Annotated in this window: 15 protein-coding genes; 14 read left to right on the plus strand and 1 reads right to left on the minus strand. The window is 58.7% G+C overall.

From position 1 onward, the window contains the following. Window positions 1–83 precede the first annotated feature (83 nt). From THECO_RS06180 to THECO_RS06195, 4 genes are all read left to right on the plus strand, one after another. Window positions 84–1112: a D-ribose ABC transporter substrate-binding protein gene (locus THECO_RS06180; protein ID WP_157373536.1), complete on the plus strand. Its 1029-nt coding sequence runs from the start codon at window positions 84–86 to the stop codon at window positions 1110–1112. 74 nt (window positions 1113–1186) lie between these two features. After that, on the plus strand, window positions 1187–1855 hold the full coding sequence (locus THECO_RS20465; RefSeq protein WP_052835841.1) for a DUF2291 domain-containing protein: 669 nt from the start codon (window positions 1187–1189) through the stop codon (window positions 1853–1855). Beyond that, on the plus strand, window positions 1855–3375 hold the full coding sequence (locus THECO_RS06190; RefSeq protein WP_015254197.1) for a sugar ABC transporter ATP-binding protein: 1521 nt from the start codon (window positions 1855–1857) through the stop codon (window positions 3373–3375). Before THECO_RS20465 ends, THECO_RS06190 begins: the two co-directional genes overlap by 1 nt. 36 nt (window positions 3376–3411) lie before the next feature. Next, window positions 3412–4461: an ABC transporter permease gene (locus tag THECO_RS06195; protein WP_015254198.1), complete on the plus strand. Its 1050-nt coding sequence runs from the start codon at window positions 3412–3414 to the stop codon at window positions 4459–4461. 60 nt (window positions 4462–4521) lie between these two features. Here THECO_RS06195 and THECO_RS06200 read toward each other — a convergent pair whose 3' ends face one another. Continuing rightward, window positions 4522–5577 carry a LacI family DNA-binding transcriptional regulator gene (locus THECO_RS06200; protein ID WP_015254199.1) on the minus strand — a complete coding sequence of 352 codons (1056 nt, stop codon included), beginning with the start codon at window positions 5575–5577 and terminating at the stop codon, window positions 4522–4524. A 244-nt stretch (window positions 5578–5821) separates the two neighbouring features. On the opposite strand from THECO_RS06200, the gene THECO_RS06205 reads away from it, so the two are divergent. From THECO_RS06205 to THECO_RS06250, 10 genes are all read left to right on the plus strand, one after another. Then, on the plus strand, window positions 5822–7267 hold the full coding sequence (locus THECO_RS06205) for an L-fucose/L-arabinose isomerase family protein (protein ID WP_015254200.1): 1446 nt from the start codon (window positions 5822–5824) through the stop codon (window positions 7265–7267). 4 nt (window positions 7268–7271) lie between these two features. Continuing rightward, window positions 7272–8132, plus strand: a complete 861-nt coding sequence (locus THECO_RS06210) for a transketolase (protein WP_408646070.1) — start codon at window positions 7272–7274, stop codon at window positions 8130–8132. Next, window positions 8129–9088: a transketolase family protein gene (locus tag THECO_RS06215; protein ID WP_015254202.1), complete on the plus strand. Its 960-nt coding sequence runs from the start codon at window positions 8129–8131 to the stop codon at window positions 9086–9088. The genes THECO_RS06210 and THECO_RS06215 overlap by 4 nt, the downstream gene beginning before the upstream one ends. Further along, window positions 9085–10593, plus strand: a complete 1509-nt coding sequence (glpK, locus tag THECO_RS06220; protein ID WP_015254203.1) for a glycerol kinase GlpK — start codon at window positions 9085–9087, stop codon at window positions 10591–10593. Before THECO_RS06215 ends, glpK begins: the two co-directional genes overlap by 4 nt. Window positions 10594–10763: 170 nt before the next feature. After that, window positions 10764–12524, plus strand: coding sequence for a cache domain-containing sensor histidine kinase (locus THECO_RS06225; RefSeq protein WP_015254204.1), 1761 nt, complete (start codon window positions 10764–10766; stop codon window positions 12522–12524). Continuing rightward, window positions 12496–13680 (plus strand): response regulator, encoded by a 1185-nt coding sequence (locus THECO_RS06230; RefSeq protein ID WP_015254205.1) that lies wholly within the window; start codon window positions 12496–12498, stop codon window positions 13678–13680. The genes THECO_RS06225 and THECO_RS06230 overlap by 29 nt, the downstream gene beginning before the upstream one ends. Before the next feature lie 217 nt (window positions 13681–13897). Then, complete coding sequence (locus THECO_RS06235; RefSeq protein ID WP_015254206.1) at window positions 13898–15232, plus strand: ABC transporter substrate-binding protein; 1335 nt, start codon at window positions 13898–13900, stop codon at window positions 15230–15232. Between the two features lie 88 nt (window positions 15233–15320). Continuing rightward, window positions 15321–16199, plus strand: coding sequence for a carbohydrate ABC transporter permease (locus THECO_RS06240; protein WP_015254207.1), 879 nt, complete (start codon window positions 15321–15323; stop codon window positions 16197–16199). A 25-nt stretch (window positions 16200–16224) separates the two neighbouring features. Beyond that, window positions 16225–17055, plus strand: coding sequence for a carbohydrate ABC transporter permease (locus tag THECO_RS06245; RefSeq protein ID WP_015254208.1), 831 nt, complete (start codon window positions 16225–16227; stop codon window positions 17053–17055). Between the two features lie 67 nt (window positions 17056–17122). Beyond that, the gene (locus THECO_RS06250) at window positions 17123–18889 is read left to right on the plus strand and encodes a DUF5605 domain-containing protein (RefSeq protein ID WP_015254209.1); all 1767 of its coding nucleotides are present in this window, start codon (window positions 17123–17125) and stop codon (window positions 18887–18889) included. Window positions 18890–19228 lie beyond the last annotated feature (339 nt).

The following is a 19228-nucleotide window of genomic DNA, read 5'->3' on the forward strand; positions in this document are numbered from 1 at the left end:
TAAACATTTGATTGAGGGGAGCGAAAAACATGTTGAACCAAAAGGGTTGGCCGTGGTTACGCTGTCTTGTGCTGATGATCGGAATGGCTTTGTTGTTTGCCGGGTGTGGAAGCGCTAACAACAAAACCGACGAATCTTCGTCATCCGGCACAAGTCAATCCGGCAATTCAAGCCGGTCCGGCAGTTCAGGCGAGTCCGGCAATGCAAGCCCGTCGTCCGATTCCGCAAGCCAGGGATCCGGCAATTCATCCAATCTGATCGTCATCATCACGCCTTCGCACGACAACCCCTTCTTCAAGACGGAAGCCGACGGCGCAGCCGAGAAAGCGCAGGAGCTGGGATATGAAACCTTGGTGCTGACCCACGATGACGACCCGAACAAGCAGGATCAGCTGATCGATACGGCCATCTCGCGCAAAGCGGCGGCCATCATTCTCGACAATGCCGGCGCCGACGCCACGATCGCGGCGGTGAAGAAAGCGAAGGACGCGGGCATTCCGTCCTTCCTGATCGACCGGGAAATCAACGAGACCGGCATTGCGGTATCGCAGATCGTGTCCAACAACTATCAGGGAGCGAAGCTGGTTGCCGAGGAATTTGTGCGGCTGATGGGCGAAAGCGGGAACTACGTCGAGCTGCTGGGCAAGGAATCGGACACGAACGCCCACATTCGTTCGCAAGGTTTCCATGAAGTGATCGATCAATATCCGGATATGGTCATGGTGTCGCAGCAGACGGCGAACTGGAGCCAGACGGAAGCGTACTCCAAAATGGAATCCATCATTCAGGCCAACAAGGACATCAAAGGCGTCATTGCCGGCAATGACACGATGGCGATGGGGGCGATGGCGGCATTGAAGGCTGCCGGGCTGAACGATGTCATTGTGGTGGGATTTGACGGAAGCAACGACGTGCGCGACTCCATTCTGGCCGGCGACATCAAGGCGACGGCGCTGCAGCCGGCCTACAAGATCGCGCAGATGGCCGTCGAGCAAGCCGACCAATACTTGAAGACCGGTTCGACCGGCGCTGAAGAGAAGCAGCTCGTTGATTGCGTGCTGATTACGATGGATAACGCATCCAGGCTGGATAACTTCAACCTGAAAGATTGATTTTCTCCACAAACCACAAGGGGGCTGGGCGGCAGCCCCCCTCGCACTCGAGTATGCTGAAGGGACTGTCTTGTATGAAAGCGTCAGACAGAAGTTGCCGACCGCGCGCCATCTTGCCGGCTTTGTTCGCCATCCTGGCCGTGCTGCTTTCTTCCTGTACGGTCGTCAAAATCGGCGAACAGCCGGCGGGCGGGTCAAGCGCCGGTGAGGCGGATGTTGCCTCCTATGCCCGGGACACTTGGGAACGGGTCGTATCCTATGTGAATGAACATGCGCACGACCTGCCGGATGTCATGGAGACGCTTCTGGCCGATTCGGAGAAAGCCGTCGAGACGTACGGTGTCCGAAACGCATCGGCCGGAAGCGCCTGGAACTTCATCATCAAGGGACAGGGCAAAATTACGGCCGTTCATACCGAGTCGAGGGCCGGCACGGCGGAAATCGATGTACCGCCTTACGACGGCGAACCGGATGCTGCGCTGCAGATCGGACCCGTTTTCAAAGGAACATCCATCCGCGATTCCCTCGACTTCGTCAACTTTGATCAATTCAAAAATCAGATTGATTTCGCCAAGCTGGCCGCCGCTTACAACACGCTGGTCCTGGAAAACGTGATTGACGCCAAAGGGACGGAATGGTTTCAATCCGGGAAAGAAATTCGCTTTGTCGGCGTGTTCACCGAGAACGGCCGGGATATTTTGATCACGCCCGTGGAACTCGATGAGACGGGAGGAGGAGCCTGATGCATGCTCAGCCTTCTGCCGAATTGTGTCTTCAGGCCAAGGGGATCACCAAGCGATACCCAGGCACGGTCGCCCTCGACAACGTCGACTTTGAGGTGTATCGCGGCAAAGTCAATGTGTTGATCGGCGAGAACGGAGCCGGCAAATCCACCCTGATGAAAATCATTGCCGGCATTGAGCAGCCCACCGAAGGCGAATTGCGGATGAACGGCCGTCCCGTCAAACTCGCAGGCACGAGGGACGCCGCGGCCAAGGGCATCGGCATTATCCATCAGGAACTGAATCTGTTTCCGAACATGACGATCGCGCAAAACATGTTCATCGGCCGCGAACACACCAGGTACGGCATGTTGCTGGATCATGACCGGCATGTCGAGAAGACGAGGGACATTTTGCGCCAGCTGGAATGCGATCTGGATCCGCACACGCCGGTCAGCCGGCTCAAAGTCGGTCAACAGCAAATTGTGGAAATCGCCAAGACGCTCACGCAAAGCGAAATGCAAGTCCTGATCATGGACGAACCGACTTCGTCGCTCAGCACGGCTGAAGTCGAAGTGTTGTTCAAGCTCATCCGCGACCTGAAAGCGAAGGGCCTGGCGATCATCTATATTTCGCACAGGCTGGAAGAGATCATGCGAATCGGCGACTATATCACCGTTCTCCGCGACGGCAAACTTGTCGCCCGCGACGAGATCGCCAACATCGACATTCCCTGGATCGTGCGGAACATGGTCGGACATGACCAGGTGCTGTCGACCAACAGACCGAAGCGACAGCCGACGGAGGAAGTGCTGCGCGTCGAAAATCTGACGCTGCGTTCGCCGGAGGGAGGCTTCATCCTGAAGGACGTCTCCTTCTCCCTGCAAAAAGGCGAAATTGTCGGGATCTACGGTCTGATGGGGGCGGGTCGCACGGAGCTGCTCGAGACGCTCATGGGACTCCATCCCGAAGCGGAAGGCGCCGTATATCTCGAAGGCAAGCCGATCAAGCCGACATCGGTCCGGAATCAGATTGACCGCGGTTTTGCGCTTGTGCCTGAAGACCGGCAGCGCCAAGGGCTCGTGCAGCCGCTGTCCATCGCCAAGAACATGACGCTGTCCAGCCTGGGCAAGTACTTCAGGCGGCTGTTTCTGTCGAGCAAGCTGGAAAACAGCAGCATCGCCCGCATGATTCAAAATCTGTACATCAAAGCGCCGGATCCGAAACTTCCCATCTTGTCGCTCAGCGGCGGCAACCAGCAGAAAGTGGTCATCGGAAAATATCTGCTCACCGATCCGAAAATTTTGCTGCTTGACGAGCCGTCGCGCGGCATAGATGTCGGAGCGAAGGCGGACGTGTTCAACATCATCCGGCAGCTGGCCGCCGAAGGGGTCAGCATTCTCCTCGTCTCTTCGGAATTGAAAGAAATCCTCGCGTACTCGGATCGGGTGATCGTCCTGTCCGGGGGCAGGCTGACCGGCGAGTTTCAGGACGATCAATTGACGGAAAACAATCTGGTCAACGCTTCTTCGAAAAAATAGCCTATTCCAGTCCGATCAAAGGGAGTTCGGGTTCAAATGAGACAACTGTTCAAAGGAAGACCGGGTCCGGACATCGGTCTGCTCCTTCTGAAAGCCAGGACCTTCATCGCGCTCATCGTGCTTGTCGTTGTCTTCAGCTTTCTGGCGCCCAATTTCTTGTCCGTGCAGAGTCTGATCCTGATCGCCAAGCACGTCGCGCTGTACGCCATCCTGGGCATCGGGATGACGTATGTCATCGTCAGCGGCGGCATCGACCTGTCGGTCGGTTCGATTGTCGGCCTGTCCGGCATGATCGCCGGCTGGCTGATCGTCGAAGGTCTCGTGCTGCCGATGTTCGGTGTCATCGTTTATTTCAGCGTGCCGGTGATTATTCTCATCGTATTGCTGGCGGGCACATTGGTCGGGGGAATCAACGGCATCCTGGTGACGAAGTTCAAGGTGGCGCCCTTCATCGCCACGCTGGGCATGCTGTATGCGGCGCGGGGCGTGGCCATGCTCAGTTCCGGCGGCAAGACGTTCCCCAACCTGGTCGGCAGTCCCGAGCTCGGCAATACCGGCTTTCCGGCGCTCGGCGCGGGTTCCTTCCTCGGCATTCCGTACGTCATCTGGATCATGATTCTGTTCGGGGTGTTCTCGGTTTACCTGTTCAAGAAAACGCCGCTCGGCTGGCATATTTTTGCCGTGGGCGGCAACGAGCGCGCAGCCGAGCTGTCCGGCATCCGGATCAACCGGGTCAAAATTTTCGTTTACATGTTTTCGGGCTTCTGCTCGGCCGTGGTCGGACTGATCGTCTCTTCGCAACTCGTCGCTTCCCATCCGGCGACGGGTGAAACCTGGGAGCTGAACGCCATTGCGGCCGCCGTGCTCGGCGGCACTTCGCTCGCGGGCGGAAGAGGATCGATCGGCGGCACGATTCTGGGGGCGTTCGTCATCGGGGTGCTCAGCGACGGCATGGTCATGATGGGAGTCTCCGAGTTTTGGCAAATGGTCATCAAAGGGCTCGTCATTGTGCTCGCGGTCATTGTCGATCAGTATCAGCGCAATCTTCAGTCCAAGCACGTGCTGGCAAGCCGTGCCGCCGCGTAACGGGCGTACCATGCCAAACCGGGAGCACCCGTCTGAGGTGCTCCCGGTTTGTGTCGCGGATTAGCTCCGTTCGGCCGCCACGAGCGGCGGTGCCGTGGACAGGCGAGTGACCAGCTCGGTGTCGACTTTGATCTTGCTTTTCACGCGCATCTCCGAATTGTTCGACTCGATGGCGAGATCGACCGCCAGATAGGCGATCCGCTCTTTGTCCACGTGAATGGTGGTGAGCTCCGGCGAGACGATGAGCGCTTCCGAAATGTTGTCGAACCCGACGACCGACACATCGTCCGGAATGCGGTACCCCAGCTCGGAGAGCGTCTTGATCGCGCTGATCGCGATGTAGTCGCACTCGCAGAAGAAGGCCGTCGGCATTTTGTGCCCGGCGGCGAGATAGGCTTGTAGCTGGTCCTTGAGCGCATCCTGCGAAGACAGGATGGTCGGCGCGATCGAGAAAATATTGTGCTCGTTCAGCTGGAGGCCTTTCTCCCGGAGCGCGGCGGTGAAGCCTTTCATCCGTTCCTCGAAGTTGTGAATCTTGATGTTCGAGGCGATGTAGCCGATGTGCGTATGGCCGAGCTCGCAGAGATGGATGCCCGCCTGATAGGCGCCCATCGTGTTGTTGATCTCCACGAAATGCAGCGGCAGCGTGTCGTAGCACGTATCCAGCACAACGAGCGATTCGGGCAGTTTGACCGCGACGTCGGCGATTTGCTCCTGGCTGAGATTGGTGCCCAGCAGGATGACGCCGTCCTTGTGCGGCGCCTTGGCGAGCGCGCCGATGTCTCGCTCGAAGTTGTTCATGTCGACGGCGGAGAAAAGCAGCGAATATCCGCGATGCCTGCACCGTTCTTCGATGTAGTAAATGAGTTCGCGGAAAAACGGCTGCTGATAATACTGCTCCAGCACGATGCCGGAATTGACGAACACCAGAAACGTCAGCGATTTCGTCCGCGTGTCCGCGCTCGGCGAACGGCTCTTGAGTTGATAATTATGTTCCTTGGCAATCTGGAAAATGCGCTGCCGCGTCTCCGGACTGATGCCGGGTTTTCCGTTCAGCGCGAGGGAGACGGCCGATTTGGATACACCCGCCAATCTGGCGATATCTTCCATCTTCATATATCATTAAACGCCCCATTTCGGTTTGGTTGAGCAAGTTTAGTTTACTCGATTCGTGAAAAATTTGCAATAAGACAGATGTTCACTAAATTAATGCGTATATAAACTAAATGTTAGTGATTATTTTAATAAATATGACTAAATATTAGTTGACTGGCACAAAATTCACACCTAAAATGAACTCAAAGCCGCTAAATTGCTTCACAAAGCTGATAATCAAGTTTACTAAAAAAGGAGTGTAAACATGAGCCGAATCAAACTTGGTTTCGCCCCGACCCGCCGTTTTGTGTTCAGCGCGGAAGATGCTTTCAAGTACAAGGAAGCCATTCGCCGAAAGATCGATTCCTTCGGGCTTCCGATTGACATCGTCGACCTCGAGGGTCTGAACGACGAAGGGTTGCTCTACAACGATCTCGCGGGCGCCGGGCAGGTCATTGAACGCTTCAGGAAGGAAGACGTGGACGCGGTGTTCTTCCCGCACTGCAACTTCGGCACGGAAGACTCGGTCGCCAGGGTGGCAAAGGCGCTGGGCAAACCGGTTCTGCTCTGGGGGCCCCGCGACGAGGCGCCGCTTGAAGACGGTATGCGGCTGCGCGACACGCAATGCGGCATTTTCGCCACGGGCAAGGTGCTGCGCCGCTTCAACGTGCCGTTCACGTACGTCACGAACTGCCGCGTCGATGATCCGGTGTTCGAGCGCGGATTCACCAACTTCATTGCCGCCGCCAATGTGGTGCGCGAATTCCGCCGGATGCGCATTCTGCAGATCGGTCCGCGTCCAGCTTCGTTCTGGACGGTCATCTGCAACGAAGGCGAGCTGCTGGAGCGGTTCGGCATCGAGATCCATCCGATCACGCTGATCGACATCCGCCGCGCGGCCGAGCGCGTGGAGAAGAAGGGCGGCAGCGATCTGGATGAGGCCGTCGAGTATATCAAGTCGCATCTGGACTGGTCGGAAGTGTCGGAGGACGACGTCCGGCGCATTGCCGCACTCAAAGTCGCGATGCGGAACTGCGCGCGGGAGACGGGCAGCACGGCGATCGCGATCCAGTGCTGGTCCGCGCTGCAGGATGCGATGGGCATCATGCCCTGTCTCGCCAACGCGATTCTGACGGACGAGCAAATTCCGGTCACCTGCGAGACGGACATCCACGGCGCCATCACGTCCGTCATGGTGCAGGCGGCGACACTCTATCAGGCGCCCACCTTCTTCGCCGACCTGACGATCCGCCATCCGGAGAACGAGAACGGCGAGCTGCTGTTCCACTGCGGCAATTTCCCGGTATCGCTCACGGTGGAAGACAAACCGAAGCTGCGCAGACATTTCCTGTTCGACGACCATTCGCCGGGCACACATGAAGGCGAAATCAAGGGCGGCAGCATGACGCTCGCGCGCTTCGACGGCGACCACGGCGAATATCAGCTGTTCCTCGGCCGCGCCCGCGGCATCGACGGACCGTATACGCGCGGCTCGTACGTGTGGGTCGAAGTGAACGACTGGCCGCTCTGGGAAGAGAAGCTGGTCACCGGGCCTTATATCCATCATATCGTGGGCATTCACGCGAACGTCATTCCGGCGCTGTATGAAGCGTGCCGCTATATTCCGGGCCTCACCCCCGATCCCGTCGACCCGACGGAAGCGGAAATCCAGGCGTGGCTCCGCGGTTCGGATCTGAACCGGCGGGGTTGACGAGGTGACATCCATGGACATGACCGATCTGAAAATCAAGGCGACCCGCATCCGGATGGACGTGCTACGCATGATCCACCGCGCGAAGGCGGGCCATACCGGCGGGTCGCTCAGCAATACGGATATTCTGACGGCGCTGTACTACCGGGTCATGCGGATCAATCCGGCGGACCCGAAATGGCCGGACCGCGATCGGTTCATCGCCAGCAAGGGGCATGCGGTCGAGTCGCTCTGGTGCATCCTGGCGGATCTCGGATTTTTCCCGAAGGAGGAGCTGGACACGTTCTGCCAGTTCGGCACCCGGCTCATCGGGCATCCGAACAACAAGGTGCCGGGCATCGAGATGAACACGGGCGCCCTCGGCCACGGGCTGTCCATCGCGGTCGGGATGGCGCTCGCGGCGAAGCGGGACGGCAAGGGCTACCGTGTGTTCTGCCTGATGGGCGACGGGGAGCAGGCCGAAGGCTCGGTCTGGGAAGCGGCGATGGCCGGCGCCCATTACGGGCTGGACAATCTGGTCGGCATCATCGACCGGAACGGCCTGCAGATCAGCGGCTCGACCGAGGACGTGATGGCCATCGAACCGCTCGATACGAAATGGAAGGCGTTCGGCTGGCATGTCGTCGCCGTGGACGGCCACGACATGGACGCGCTGGTGAAGGTGCTGGAATCGGCGCCCGAGGTGCCGGGCAAACCGACGCTCGTGCTGGCGCGGACGGTGAAAGCCCGGGGCGTTTCCTTCGCCGAGAACATCCCCGGCTGGCACCACCGCGTGCCGAACGACGAGGAGCTGCAGCGGGCGCTGGCGGAGCTGGCCGCATATGAAGCGCAGTTGAAGCGGGAAGGAGGGCGCGCAGAGGCATGAGCAACACGATTCCGAACCGGCAGGTCATTTGCGAGACGCTGATGGAACTGGCGAAGGACGACCGGGACATCATGGTGCTGGCGAGCGATTCCCGCGGCTCGGCCGCGATGGGGCCGTTCGCGAAGGCATTCCCCGACCAGTTCGTCGAAGTGGGGATCGCCGAACAGAACATCGTCGGCATCGCGGCCGGTCTGGCGCACAGCGGCAAGAAGCCGTTCGTCACCTCGCCCGCCTGCTTCCTGAGCATGCGCAGCATCGAGCAGATCAAGGTGGACGCCGCCTATTCCAACACCAACGTCAAGCTGGTCGGCATCAGCGGCGGCATCAGCTACGGCGCGCTCGGCATGTCGCACCATTCGCTGCAGGACATCGCCGTCACGCGGGCCATTCCGGGACTTGCCGTCATCCTGCCCGCCGACCGGCACGAGACGAAGCGGATGACACAGGCGCTCGTCCGCCACGAAGGCCCCGTCTATGTCCGCATCGGCCGCAATCCGGTGGAAGACGTCTATGAGAGCGCGGACGGCGAATTCGTGATCGGCAAGGCGGTGACGATGCGCGATGGCACGGATCTGACGATCATCGCGGCGGGCGAGACGGTGCGCGTCGCCCTCGACGCGGAAGCGCTGCTGCGCGATATGGGCGTATCCTGCAGGGTGCTGAACATGCACACGATCAAGCCGCTGGATGAGGAGGCGGTGCTGCGCGCCGCCCGCGAGACGGGGCACATCATCACCGTGGAAGAGCACAGCATCCACGGCGGTCTCGGCGCGGCGGTAGCAGAGACGGTGATCCAGCACCATCCGGTGCCGATGCGGATCTTCGGCATTCCCGACGAGCCGGCGATCGCCGGCAAGACAGCGGAGGTGTTCCGCCATTACGGCATCAGCGCCGAAAATCTCGCCGATGCGGCGCTCCGGCTGATCAGCCGGAAGCGACAGGAGCGGGAGCGATGAGCAGGGACTATTTGCTGGCCATCGATCAGAGCACGTCCGGCACGAAGGCGCTCGTCATCGACCGCTCCGGCGCGGTCGTCGCGAGAAGCGAAGCCGAACACCGGCAATATTATCCTGCCCCGGGGTGGGTTGAACATGACCCCATTGAAATCTATCATAATGTCATCCGGGTTGCCCGGCAGGCGCTCCGACTGGCGGGCGTCGAGGCCCGGCAGCTCGCGGCGCTGACGATCACGAACCAGCGGGAGACGGCCGTCCTGTGGGACCGGACGACCGGCCTCCCGGTCCATAACGCCATCGTCTGGCAGTGCCAGCGGACGAGCGGCCATTGCGCGCGGCTGCGGGATGAAGGGCATGAACCGCTGGTTCAGGCGAAGACCGGGCTCATGCTCGACCCCTACTTCTCCGCGACGAAATGGAGCTGGATGCTGGAGCACGCGGAAGGCGCGAAGGCGAAACTCGAGGAAGGGAAGCTGCTCGCCGGCACGATCGACAGCTGGCTCGTCTGGAAGCTGACCGGCGGCCGGGTGCATGCCACCGACTGCACGAACGCGAGCCGCACCAGCCTGTACAACATCTACACGCTGGATTGGGACGACGAACTGTGCGCCTTGTTCGGCGTGCCCAGGAAGCTGCTGCCGGAAGTGAAGTCGTCGGATGATCTCTTCGGCCATACCGAAGAGCCGGAACTGTGGGATGAGCGGGTGCCGATCACGGGGGTAATCGGCGACTCCCAGGCCGCGCTGTTCGGCCAGATGTGCCACGAGCCGGGAATGGCCAAGGCCACCTACGGCACGGGCACCTCGGTGCTGATGAACATCGGCATGAAACCGGTGTCCCCGGGGAGCGGACTCGTCACCGCCATTGCCTGGGGAAGGGGCGGCACCGTTACCTACGCGCTCGAGGCGATCATCCGCACGAGCGGCGACACGATCAAATGGGTGCGGGACAATCTCGGCCTGTTCCGCTCGTTCGAGGAGATGGATGACCTGCTCAAGGAGGCGCCGGACAATGAGGGCGTCTACCTCGTGCCCGCGTTCGTCGGCCTGGGCGCTCCGTACTGGGACCCGGACGCGCGCGCGGCGATCACGGGGATGTCGCGGTCGACGGGCAGGGCGCACATCGTCCGGGCCGCGCTCGAGAGCATCGCGTATCAGGTGTACGACGCCGTCGACTTCATGCGGCGGGAATCCGGCGTCACGCTGACCGAGCTCCGCGCCGACGGCGGCGCGTCGCGGAACGCGACGCTGATGCAGTTCCAGGCCGATCTGCTGGACAACGCCGTCGTTGCGTCGGAGGTCGCCGAACTGTCCGCCATGGGCGCCGCCTGGCTGGGCGGGCTCGGCGTGGGTCTCTGGCCGTCCGTGGAACGGCTGCCCGGCAATAGCGCCGGCCGCCGGTACGAGCCCGCGATGGCGGCCGCGGAGCGGGAGCGCCTGCTCGAAGGCTGGAAGAAGGCCGTCCGTTCCGTGCTGAACGACCGGTCTGCGGGCGGCAAGGGATAATTCGAACAAACAGCAAAGCGCAACCATCATGGCATGGCCGTGCATCGGGAGCTCCCGCATGCACGGCTTCTTCGTCGAAGTCCGTCACCGTCGTCTTTCAACGGATCGGTCAAAACGGTTCATATCTGGGGCGTGGTTCTATGAGCGGAATATGGAACAGGCTCTCCTACATGAAAAAACTGTTTCTCCTCTTCGCCGCCATCGGCAGCATTCCCGCGCTTCTGCTCGGCATGAACGCCTACCGGATGTCGGCGCAAATGCTGGAACATCAAGGCGAGCGGGACCTTCAGGTGATCGCGAATCAATTGCTGGGCTCCATCGAGCGGCAAGTCAACGACTTTGACCGCTTCACGCTGCTGCCCTACTATACGCCCGAGGCCTTCGAATTTCTGCAGACTCCGCTGCCCGTCGATGAATGGGACTATGCCTATGTGAACGCGCAAAAAAAGCTGCTCCGCCTCATGAGCGCATACCCGTCGATCCACTCTTCGATCCGGGGGATGGTGCTCTATGACATGAACGGAAGGGGAAGCGGCTATCGCATAAGCGGAACCTCGCAGATTAACGAAAATTGGCCGGTGTTCCAGGAGTCGTGGTATGTGAAAGCGCTGAAAGGAAAAGGGCGGTTTGTCGTCACCGGTCTGCATGAAGTCCGCCATTTCAGCCAGGATTCCTTCCTGGCCATTACCGGCGCCAGGACGATCGTGGACGACAAGCTGAACCCGCTGGCGGTTCTGGCGATTCACATCTCCCCGGAATTTATCGGCAAGATCGTCAAAGCCACCGAGCTTCAGGATGCCTACATCGCGGTGACGGATGCGGAAGGCAAACCGGTTTATCTTTCCGGGGAGGCTTCCGAGGATGATCTGCCTGCCCTGGCGGTTCAGACGGCCAAGGGAACGTGGGAACTGGAGAACAAAAACTTCAGCGGTGTAACCGATTACAGCGATTACCTGGGCTGGACGCTTTATTTGGGGCAGGACCGCGACAAACTGTTCCAGGGCATCTATGCGTTTCGGAGATTCACCTTTTTGACGGCGGCGATCTTGATTCTGGCTGCCGCCTTTGTCTCCTTCTGGCTGGCGAAGGGGTTGTCCACTCCGATCCGGAGATTGATCCGGGTCATGCGGGAAGTGGAGCTCGGAAATTTCGTCGCGCCGGGAATTTTGAAGCAGAAAGATGAAATCGGCCAGCTGTATCTCAATTTTTCCCGCATGGTCAAACGATTGGAGGAAATGGTCCAGTCGATCGAGGAGAAAGAGCGCCAGAAACGACATGCGGAACTGTATGCGCAACGCGCCCGCATTCAGCCGCATTTTCTGTACAACACGCTGAATTCGATCCGCATGCTGGCGATTCTGCAGCAGAACAGCCAGATCGCCCGGCTGATCCAATCCCTCAACAAACTGTTGAAGGCCATTATCCAATACAACGATGATCTGGTTCCCTTGCGCGAAGAGATCGCTTTGCTGCGAAGCTATGCCCGACTGATGGATTTGCGCTACACGAACATGTTTGTCATCCACTGGCGCATTCCCGAGGAGGTCACGGACGCGAGCATGCCCCCGATGCTGCTTCAGCCCGTGCTGGAAAATGCCATTTTCCATGCCTCCAAAGGATTGAACCGGGAGCTGAACATCACCGTGTCCGCCCGTCTGGGCAGCGACCGGGTGCTGACCATCGAAGTGGCGGACGACGGCATCGGCGTGACCGATGAGCAGATGGCATCCCTGCTCAATGACCGGGGCAAGGACAATCATGTGGGCCTCCGGAATGTCAACGAACGCATCCGGCTCAGATTTGGCATGCAATACGGCGTTTCACTGGTCAAACCGGACGGACCGGGCCTGTGCGTCCGCATCCGGTTGCCTTACCAACAGATCGCCCAAGGGAGGGATTCGCATGTGGAATTTGATGGTCGTGGAGGATGAACCGATTGTCCGCATGGGGCTGCGCTACATGATCCATTGGGAGAACCTGAATGTCTGCTGGAAGGCGGAAGCATCCAACGGCGAAGAAGCGCTGGGCATTCTGGCTGACGAGGACATTCATATCGTCATGACCGACATCCGCATGCCGGGCATGGACGGACTTGCGCTGGCGGACGAAATCAAAAGACGGAATCCGTCGATCGCCCTCATCTTTCTGAGCAGCTACGACAACTTTCCCTACGTTAAAGAAGCGGTCCGCCTCGGCGCCGTCAACTATCTGCACAAGCCGACGATGGATGAACGGGAAGTGGAAGAGACGCTGCAGAAAGCGGTTGAGCAACTGGAGCGGACGATGCAATGCCAGCCTCCTCAATTAATGGAAGAGAAAATCAATGCTTTCTTGTTGTCTTTGCTGGACAAATATACCTATCCGGCCCGCATCATTGTGCCCGAACTGCTGGAAGAACCGTACCGCAGCAGAGGCGTCTGGCTGACCACTTTCCGGGTGCGGGATGACGCGGCAAGCGGTGTTGCGGAAACGGACAGGATGAAGTTTCTGTCCATCCGCTGCGTGATAGATGAATACGCTTCCAGGGAGTGGGGAGGCTTCGTCTTTCACCGCAATCACCGGGAAATCATCTGGCTTGCGCCGGCCGTCGCCGGCACGGGCGCGGAAGGGAAGGAAGCGCGGGACGCCTACGTGGACAAACTGCGGCAGCGGGTGTTCGAGTTGCTGAACGTGCCGCTGGTCATCTCCTGCAGCTCCGTTTACGGGCGACTCGATCAAATTCCCAAAGCCTATCTGGAAGCCGAGCTGAATTGTCCGGCCAACCAGCAGTTTCACTCCCTGCACGTCCGATTGGCCAAAGAATATGTGGACCGGCATTTGCTGGAGGACGTGTCCCTGGCGAAAGTGGCCGAGACGATCGCCATCAGCCCGAGTTATCTGAGCCGCATTTTTCTCAAGGAAGTGGGGGAAAGCTTCAGCGATTACGTCATTCGCAACAAGACGGAATATTCCAAGAAACTGCTCAGGGAAACGAATCTGAAAGTGTACGAAATCGCCGAAAAGCTGGGGTACACGAATCCCCACTATTTCAGCAAACTGTTCAAGGAACGCGTCGGGATGACCCCGCTCGAGTATCGCAACCAATGACCGCCTGCGGACGGGTGCAAAAAAATATAGGAAATGTCAAAAAGCCAACCTCCCGTCCGCCTGTCCACCCCGGAAAAAGGCAAATAAGCGTACAAAATGGCCGTTCCGGTTTCTATAATCGCCCGGCCGTCCCCGGTATAGTTGGAATCAGAAGAACGGGCATGCCGTCTGGCCGCCTGTTTTTCAACCAACCGATCAGCATGGAGGGGTATGTGAGATGAGAAAAGCGCGCAAGTGGTCGTCGCTCGTTCTGGTTTTCGCCCTGGTGTTCCTCGCAGCGTGCGGCGGCAACAGCAATTCGTCCGGCGGCAAGTCCGACTCCGGAGGAAGCAGTTCCGGTTCCGGCAGCCAGTCCGGCAACCAGGGGCAAAGCGCGCCTTCCGGAGACAAGGTCACCATCTCCTTCTGGGGACTGGATGACCAGATGGTGTATCTCGATCCGATCATCAAGGAGTTTCAACAGGAAAATCCGAACATCACCGTCGAGGTGAGCACGTTCAATACCGACCCGATCAAGGAATCGTTGAAAGTTGCGGCGTCTTCACGGACGCTTCCGGACATCTGGTTCAACTGGGGCGGCTCCTTCGCATCGTTCTATTCGAAGAACGGCCTGGCCATGGATCTGACGCAAGTTGCCGCAGACCACAGTTGGGAGTCCGTTTACAATCCCGCGGCGCTCGAACTGGCCAAATATGAAGGCAAGATCTACATGGTTCCGTTCCACCTCGCCTCGCTCGGCGTCTTCGTGAAGAAGGACCTGTATGACGGCTACGGCTTCCAGGCGCCGGCGACGTTGGCGGAATTGGAAAGCCACATGGCGAAAATGGCAGAAGACGGCATTACGCCGCTGCCGGTCGGCGGCAAGGGCGGATGGATGCTGATGCGCTGGACGGAGCAGCTGATCGAGCACTTCGCCGGCCCCGAACTGCACGATCAGTTGAACGCGCTGGAAGCTTCCTGGACGGATCCGGCGGTGGTCAGCGCCCTGGCCAAGCTGAAGGAATGGAACGACAAAGGCTGGTTTACGAAGGGCTTCATCACGATGGCCCCGGAAGAAGCGGAAATGTATATGTATTCCGAGGGCGGATACGCGCTGGAAGGCACCTGGTTCGACCAGACGCTGTCCTCGAACGGCTATGACCCGAACAACTACCTGTTCTTCAAATTCCCGAACGAACAAGGCGCCGCAAGGATGTCCAGCTTCCTGGAAGGGTTCCAGATCAGCGCCGAAACGACGCCGGAAAAACAGGAAGCCGCCGTCAAACTGGCGGAATACATCACGAGCCCTGACGTCGTCAACAAATACATCAACGATTACGGCGCGCCGGCGCTCAGCGACTTTGCTTCCACCGAAGCGGCTCCGCACGTGAAGCTGATGGCGGAAGAAGTCAGCGCGGGCAACTTCCTGATCACCGACCAGGCGTTGCCGCAGGAGGTCGTCGACAAGCTGTTCGAAGTGACGGACGCGGTCATTCTGAACGCGCTGACGCCCGAGCAAGCCGCGGCGGAAATGCAGAAAGCGGCGGATCAATACAAAGCCAACAACCCGTAATGCAAATCCGCAATTCAATGATGTGGAACGGGAAAAGCGATCATCCATTGATCGCTTTCCCTTTTCCGCGTCGGGAAAGGGGTCAGCCATGAGACTTCGAGCCAACATCACGCCCTGGCTGTTTTTGTTTCCCGCCTTGTTCATTTATCTGGCGGTGATCGTTTTTCCGTCCCTGTACAGTCTGTTTCTCAGCTTTTACGACTGGAACGGCGTATCGGCCGACAGGAAATTTGTCGGGCTCCAAAATTACATCAATCTGATCACGCAAGATTCCGTCTTTCAAACGGCCTTGAAGAACAATCTGATCTGGCTGGCCGGTAGCATGACGATCATGATCGGACTGGGACTGGTGTTCGCCCTGATCCTGAACCGGCAATTGAAAGGCCGCGTGTTTTTCCGCAGCGTTTTTTATTATCCGTACGTGCTGTCAGGCATCGTGGTCGCCATCGTCTGGAGCTGGATGTACCATCCATCCAAAGGCTTTGTGACCTTCTTTCTGGAAAAGATCGGCTTGGAAGAGTGGGCCGCGCCCTGGCTTTCCGATCCCAAGACCGCCCTGTATGCCATTTTCATCGCCGCGGTCTGGCAAGGCGCAGGGCTGCCGATGGTGCTGTTTCTGGCCGGGCTGCAAACGATCCCGCGGGATCCGTATGAAGCGGCCATCATCGACGGAGCCAATCCTTTCCAAACGTTCCGATACATTACCCTCCCCCTGCTTCGCGACACGTTCGTCATCGTATTCGCGACCACCATGGTTGGCGCCATGAAGGTGTACGACATCATTTACGGCATGACGGCCGGGGGACCGGCGAACAGCACGCAGGTGCTGTCTTCCTGGATGTATTATCAAACCTTCAAGTACAACTACATCGGGATCGGTTCCGCGATTTCCTGGTATCTGATTTTCATCTGCATGGTCGTCATCGTCCCCTACGTGATCTTCATCAGCAGACGATCGTACCTTTGATTGCGGGAAAGGCAGGTGAGACCGGATGGAAGCTTCGTTGAAACGAAAGGTTTCCAATGGGTTGCTCTATTTGATTCTGATCGTACTGGCGGTTTTCTTTATTCTTCCGATCGTATTTGTGGCGTTTACGGCCTTGAAGTCCAACGCCGATTTGAATGCCCACTCCTTCCATTCGTTTCCCAGGGAGTTTATGTGGGGCAATTTTGCGGACGCCTGGGAGCGGATCAAGAAATATATGGGGAACAGTCTGCTTATCTCCGTGGTCAAAGTTCCGCTCGGTATTCTGGTCAACGCCCTGGCCGCCTTCGCCCTGACCCGGCTCCGCTTCAAATGGTCGACGGGCATGTTCGTGTTCATTCTGATCGGCATGATGGTGCCGATGCAGGCCACCCTGGTACCGCTCAACATGATGCTGAACGCCGTCGGCCTGAACAACACGTATCCCGGCATCATGTTCATCTATCTCGGGTTCGGCATTCCGTTCGGCATTCTCGTGTTGCGCGGATTCATGCTGGCCATTCCCCGGGAGTTGGATGAGGCGGCGGTAATTGACGGTTGCGGGGAGCTCGGCAAATTTTTCCGCATCATCGTGCCGATCGCCATGCCCGCCATCGCCACCCTGTTCATCCTGGACTTCCTGGCGACGTGGAACGAATTCTTGCTTGCCCAGATCTTCATCACGAAGGAGTCGATGCAGCCGGTCACCGCGGGACTGCTGACGTTCCAGGGCCAGCATTCCACCGACTACACGCTGCTCAACGCCGGGGTGCTGCTGTCCATCATTCCGGTCATGTTCGTCTATGTCTTTTTCCAAAAATACCTGATCTCCGGCATGGTCGGGGCCGTCAAGGGATGACCCGGTCGGGCGCGGGCGAGGCCGAGACTTACTGCGCGGTGATCAATCCTTCGGGAGGAGCGAAGAGATGTTGGTGACCAAGGAGCAAAAAATCGGACGGCTGTGGCTGAAACGGGCGGCCCGGGAGGTGCTTGCCAGGCACGTTCCGGAATTGACGCGGACGCCGCACCTCTCTTTCATTTACAAAAACATGACGCTGGCCGATTACGCGGCAAGTTCGCATGCCGACCCTTCATGGCTCGATCGCGTGCTCGGGGAACTCGAAGCCTTGCCGGAAGCGGAGGCGCGTGACGGCCAGACGAAAGATGCCGGCCGCGTTTACGACGATCCTGCCGAAGCGGCTTCGGCAGTTATCCTCGGTCCCGAACAGGCGGAGAAATGGGGCGTGTTCGAACTGGAGCTGCACGGACCGAAGGCGGGCAACCCGTTCACAGACGTGCAGCTCGGGGCGGAGTTTGCCTTTGAGGGAGACGGCGGGGGTCAGACGAAACGGATCGTCAAGGTGCCTGGTTTCTATGACGGAGACGGCGTTTACCGCATTCGCTTCATGCCGGACGCTGAAGGCGGCTGGCGCTACCGAACGGTGAGCAACGCCCGTTCGCTCGACGGACTGGAAGGCCGGTTCCTGTGCGTGTCGCCGTCTGCAGGCAACCACGGTCCGGTTCGTGTGAAGAACACGTACCACTTCGCCTACGAAAACGGGACGATCTACCACCCCGTCGGCACGACCTGCTACGCCTGGACGCATCAGGGGGCGGATCTGGAGGAACAGACGCTGGCATCGCTGAAAGCGTCACCTTTCAACAAGCTCCGAATGTGCGTGTTTCCGAAGTCGTATTTGTACAATACGAACGAGCCTCCCTTGTACCCGTTCGAAGGTTCGGCGGAGGAAGGGTGGGATTTCACCCGATTCAATCCGGCGTACTTCCGTCATCTGGAGCAGCGGATTGCGGACTTGGGGCGGCTAGGAATCGAGGCGGATTTGATCCTGTTTCACCCGTACGACCGCTGGGGATTCACGGAAATGCCGGCCGATGCGGACAACCGGTATCTGCGCTACATCACGGCCCGGCTGGCCGCTTACCGTAACGTCTGGTGGTCTCTGGCCAACGAATACGACCTGATGTGGGCGAAAGATCCGGAGGATTGGGAGCGGTTCGCCCGCATCGTGACGGAGAACGATCCGTACGGTCATCTGCTCTCCGTGCACAACTGTCTGGAATTTTATGACCACAGCAAACCGTGGGTCACCCACTGCAGCATCCAGCGCATCGATGTTTACAAGACGTCGGAAGCGACGACGGATTGGCGCAAAAAGTGGCAGAAACCGATCGTGATCGACGAATGCGGCTATGAAGGCGACATCGACCAGGGATGGGGGAACATCACGGGCGAAGAACTGGTGCGGCGGTTCTGGGAGGCAACCGTGCGGGGCGGCTACCTCGGCCACGGTGAAACGTATCTGAATCCGGAAGAAGTGCTGTGGTGGTCGAAGGGAGGCAGACTGGTCGGCGACAGCCCGGCCCGCATCGCCTTTGCAAGGAGGTTTATGGAAGAAGCGCCGCAGGGCGAGCTGAACCCGCTCCCGTCCGACTGGGATTTGCCGTGCGCGGGAGTGGAGGATGAATACCGTCTGTACTATTTCGGATTCAATCGTCCGGCATTCCGCGAGTTCCGCCTGAAACCGGGCATCACCTGGAAAGTGTCCGTCATCGACACTTGGAACATGACGATCGAGGAATTGCCCGGCCTGTATGAAGGCGCGTTCAGCATCAAGCTTCCGCGCCGGCCATACATGGCCGTCCGGATGGTCCGGAGCGGGAAATCAATCTGACATGGAATCGAAAAAGACGCTTCGCGCTTGCGCCGTCTTCGCAAGGTGAAGCGTCTTTTCTGAAAAGATAAGGATTTATAAGTTTCACGCTTAACATCGGCTTATCTTTCAACGCAAAACGGACGCGCCTCCCGGTAGGACGGCGCCAGCCGTTTTTGCTTGTGGGCGGCCCAGGTTTTGCATTCTTCGTTCAATCCGGACACGTCTTTTCTTCCGCATTTCCTTTCCGCCTGATGAATAGACGCCTGAAAAAGCGCGCCGCTCAGCCCATTTCTGCCGCTTGCCGCACCACATGTTCCCGCAATTCATAAGATAAGTTGACTGTATCCCTTAACCTTG

Origin of the sequence: Thermobacillus composti KWC4, assembly GCF_000227705.2 — a bacterium.
In the GTDB taxonomy this organism is placed as follows: Bacteria; Bacillota; Bacilli; order Paenibacillales; family Paenibacillaceae; genus Thermobacillus; species Thermobacillus xylanilyticus.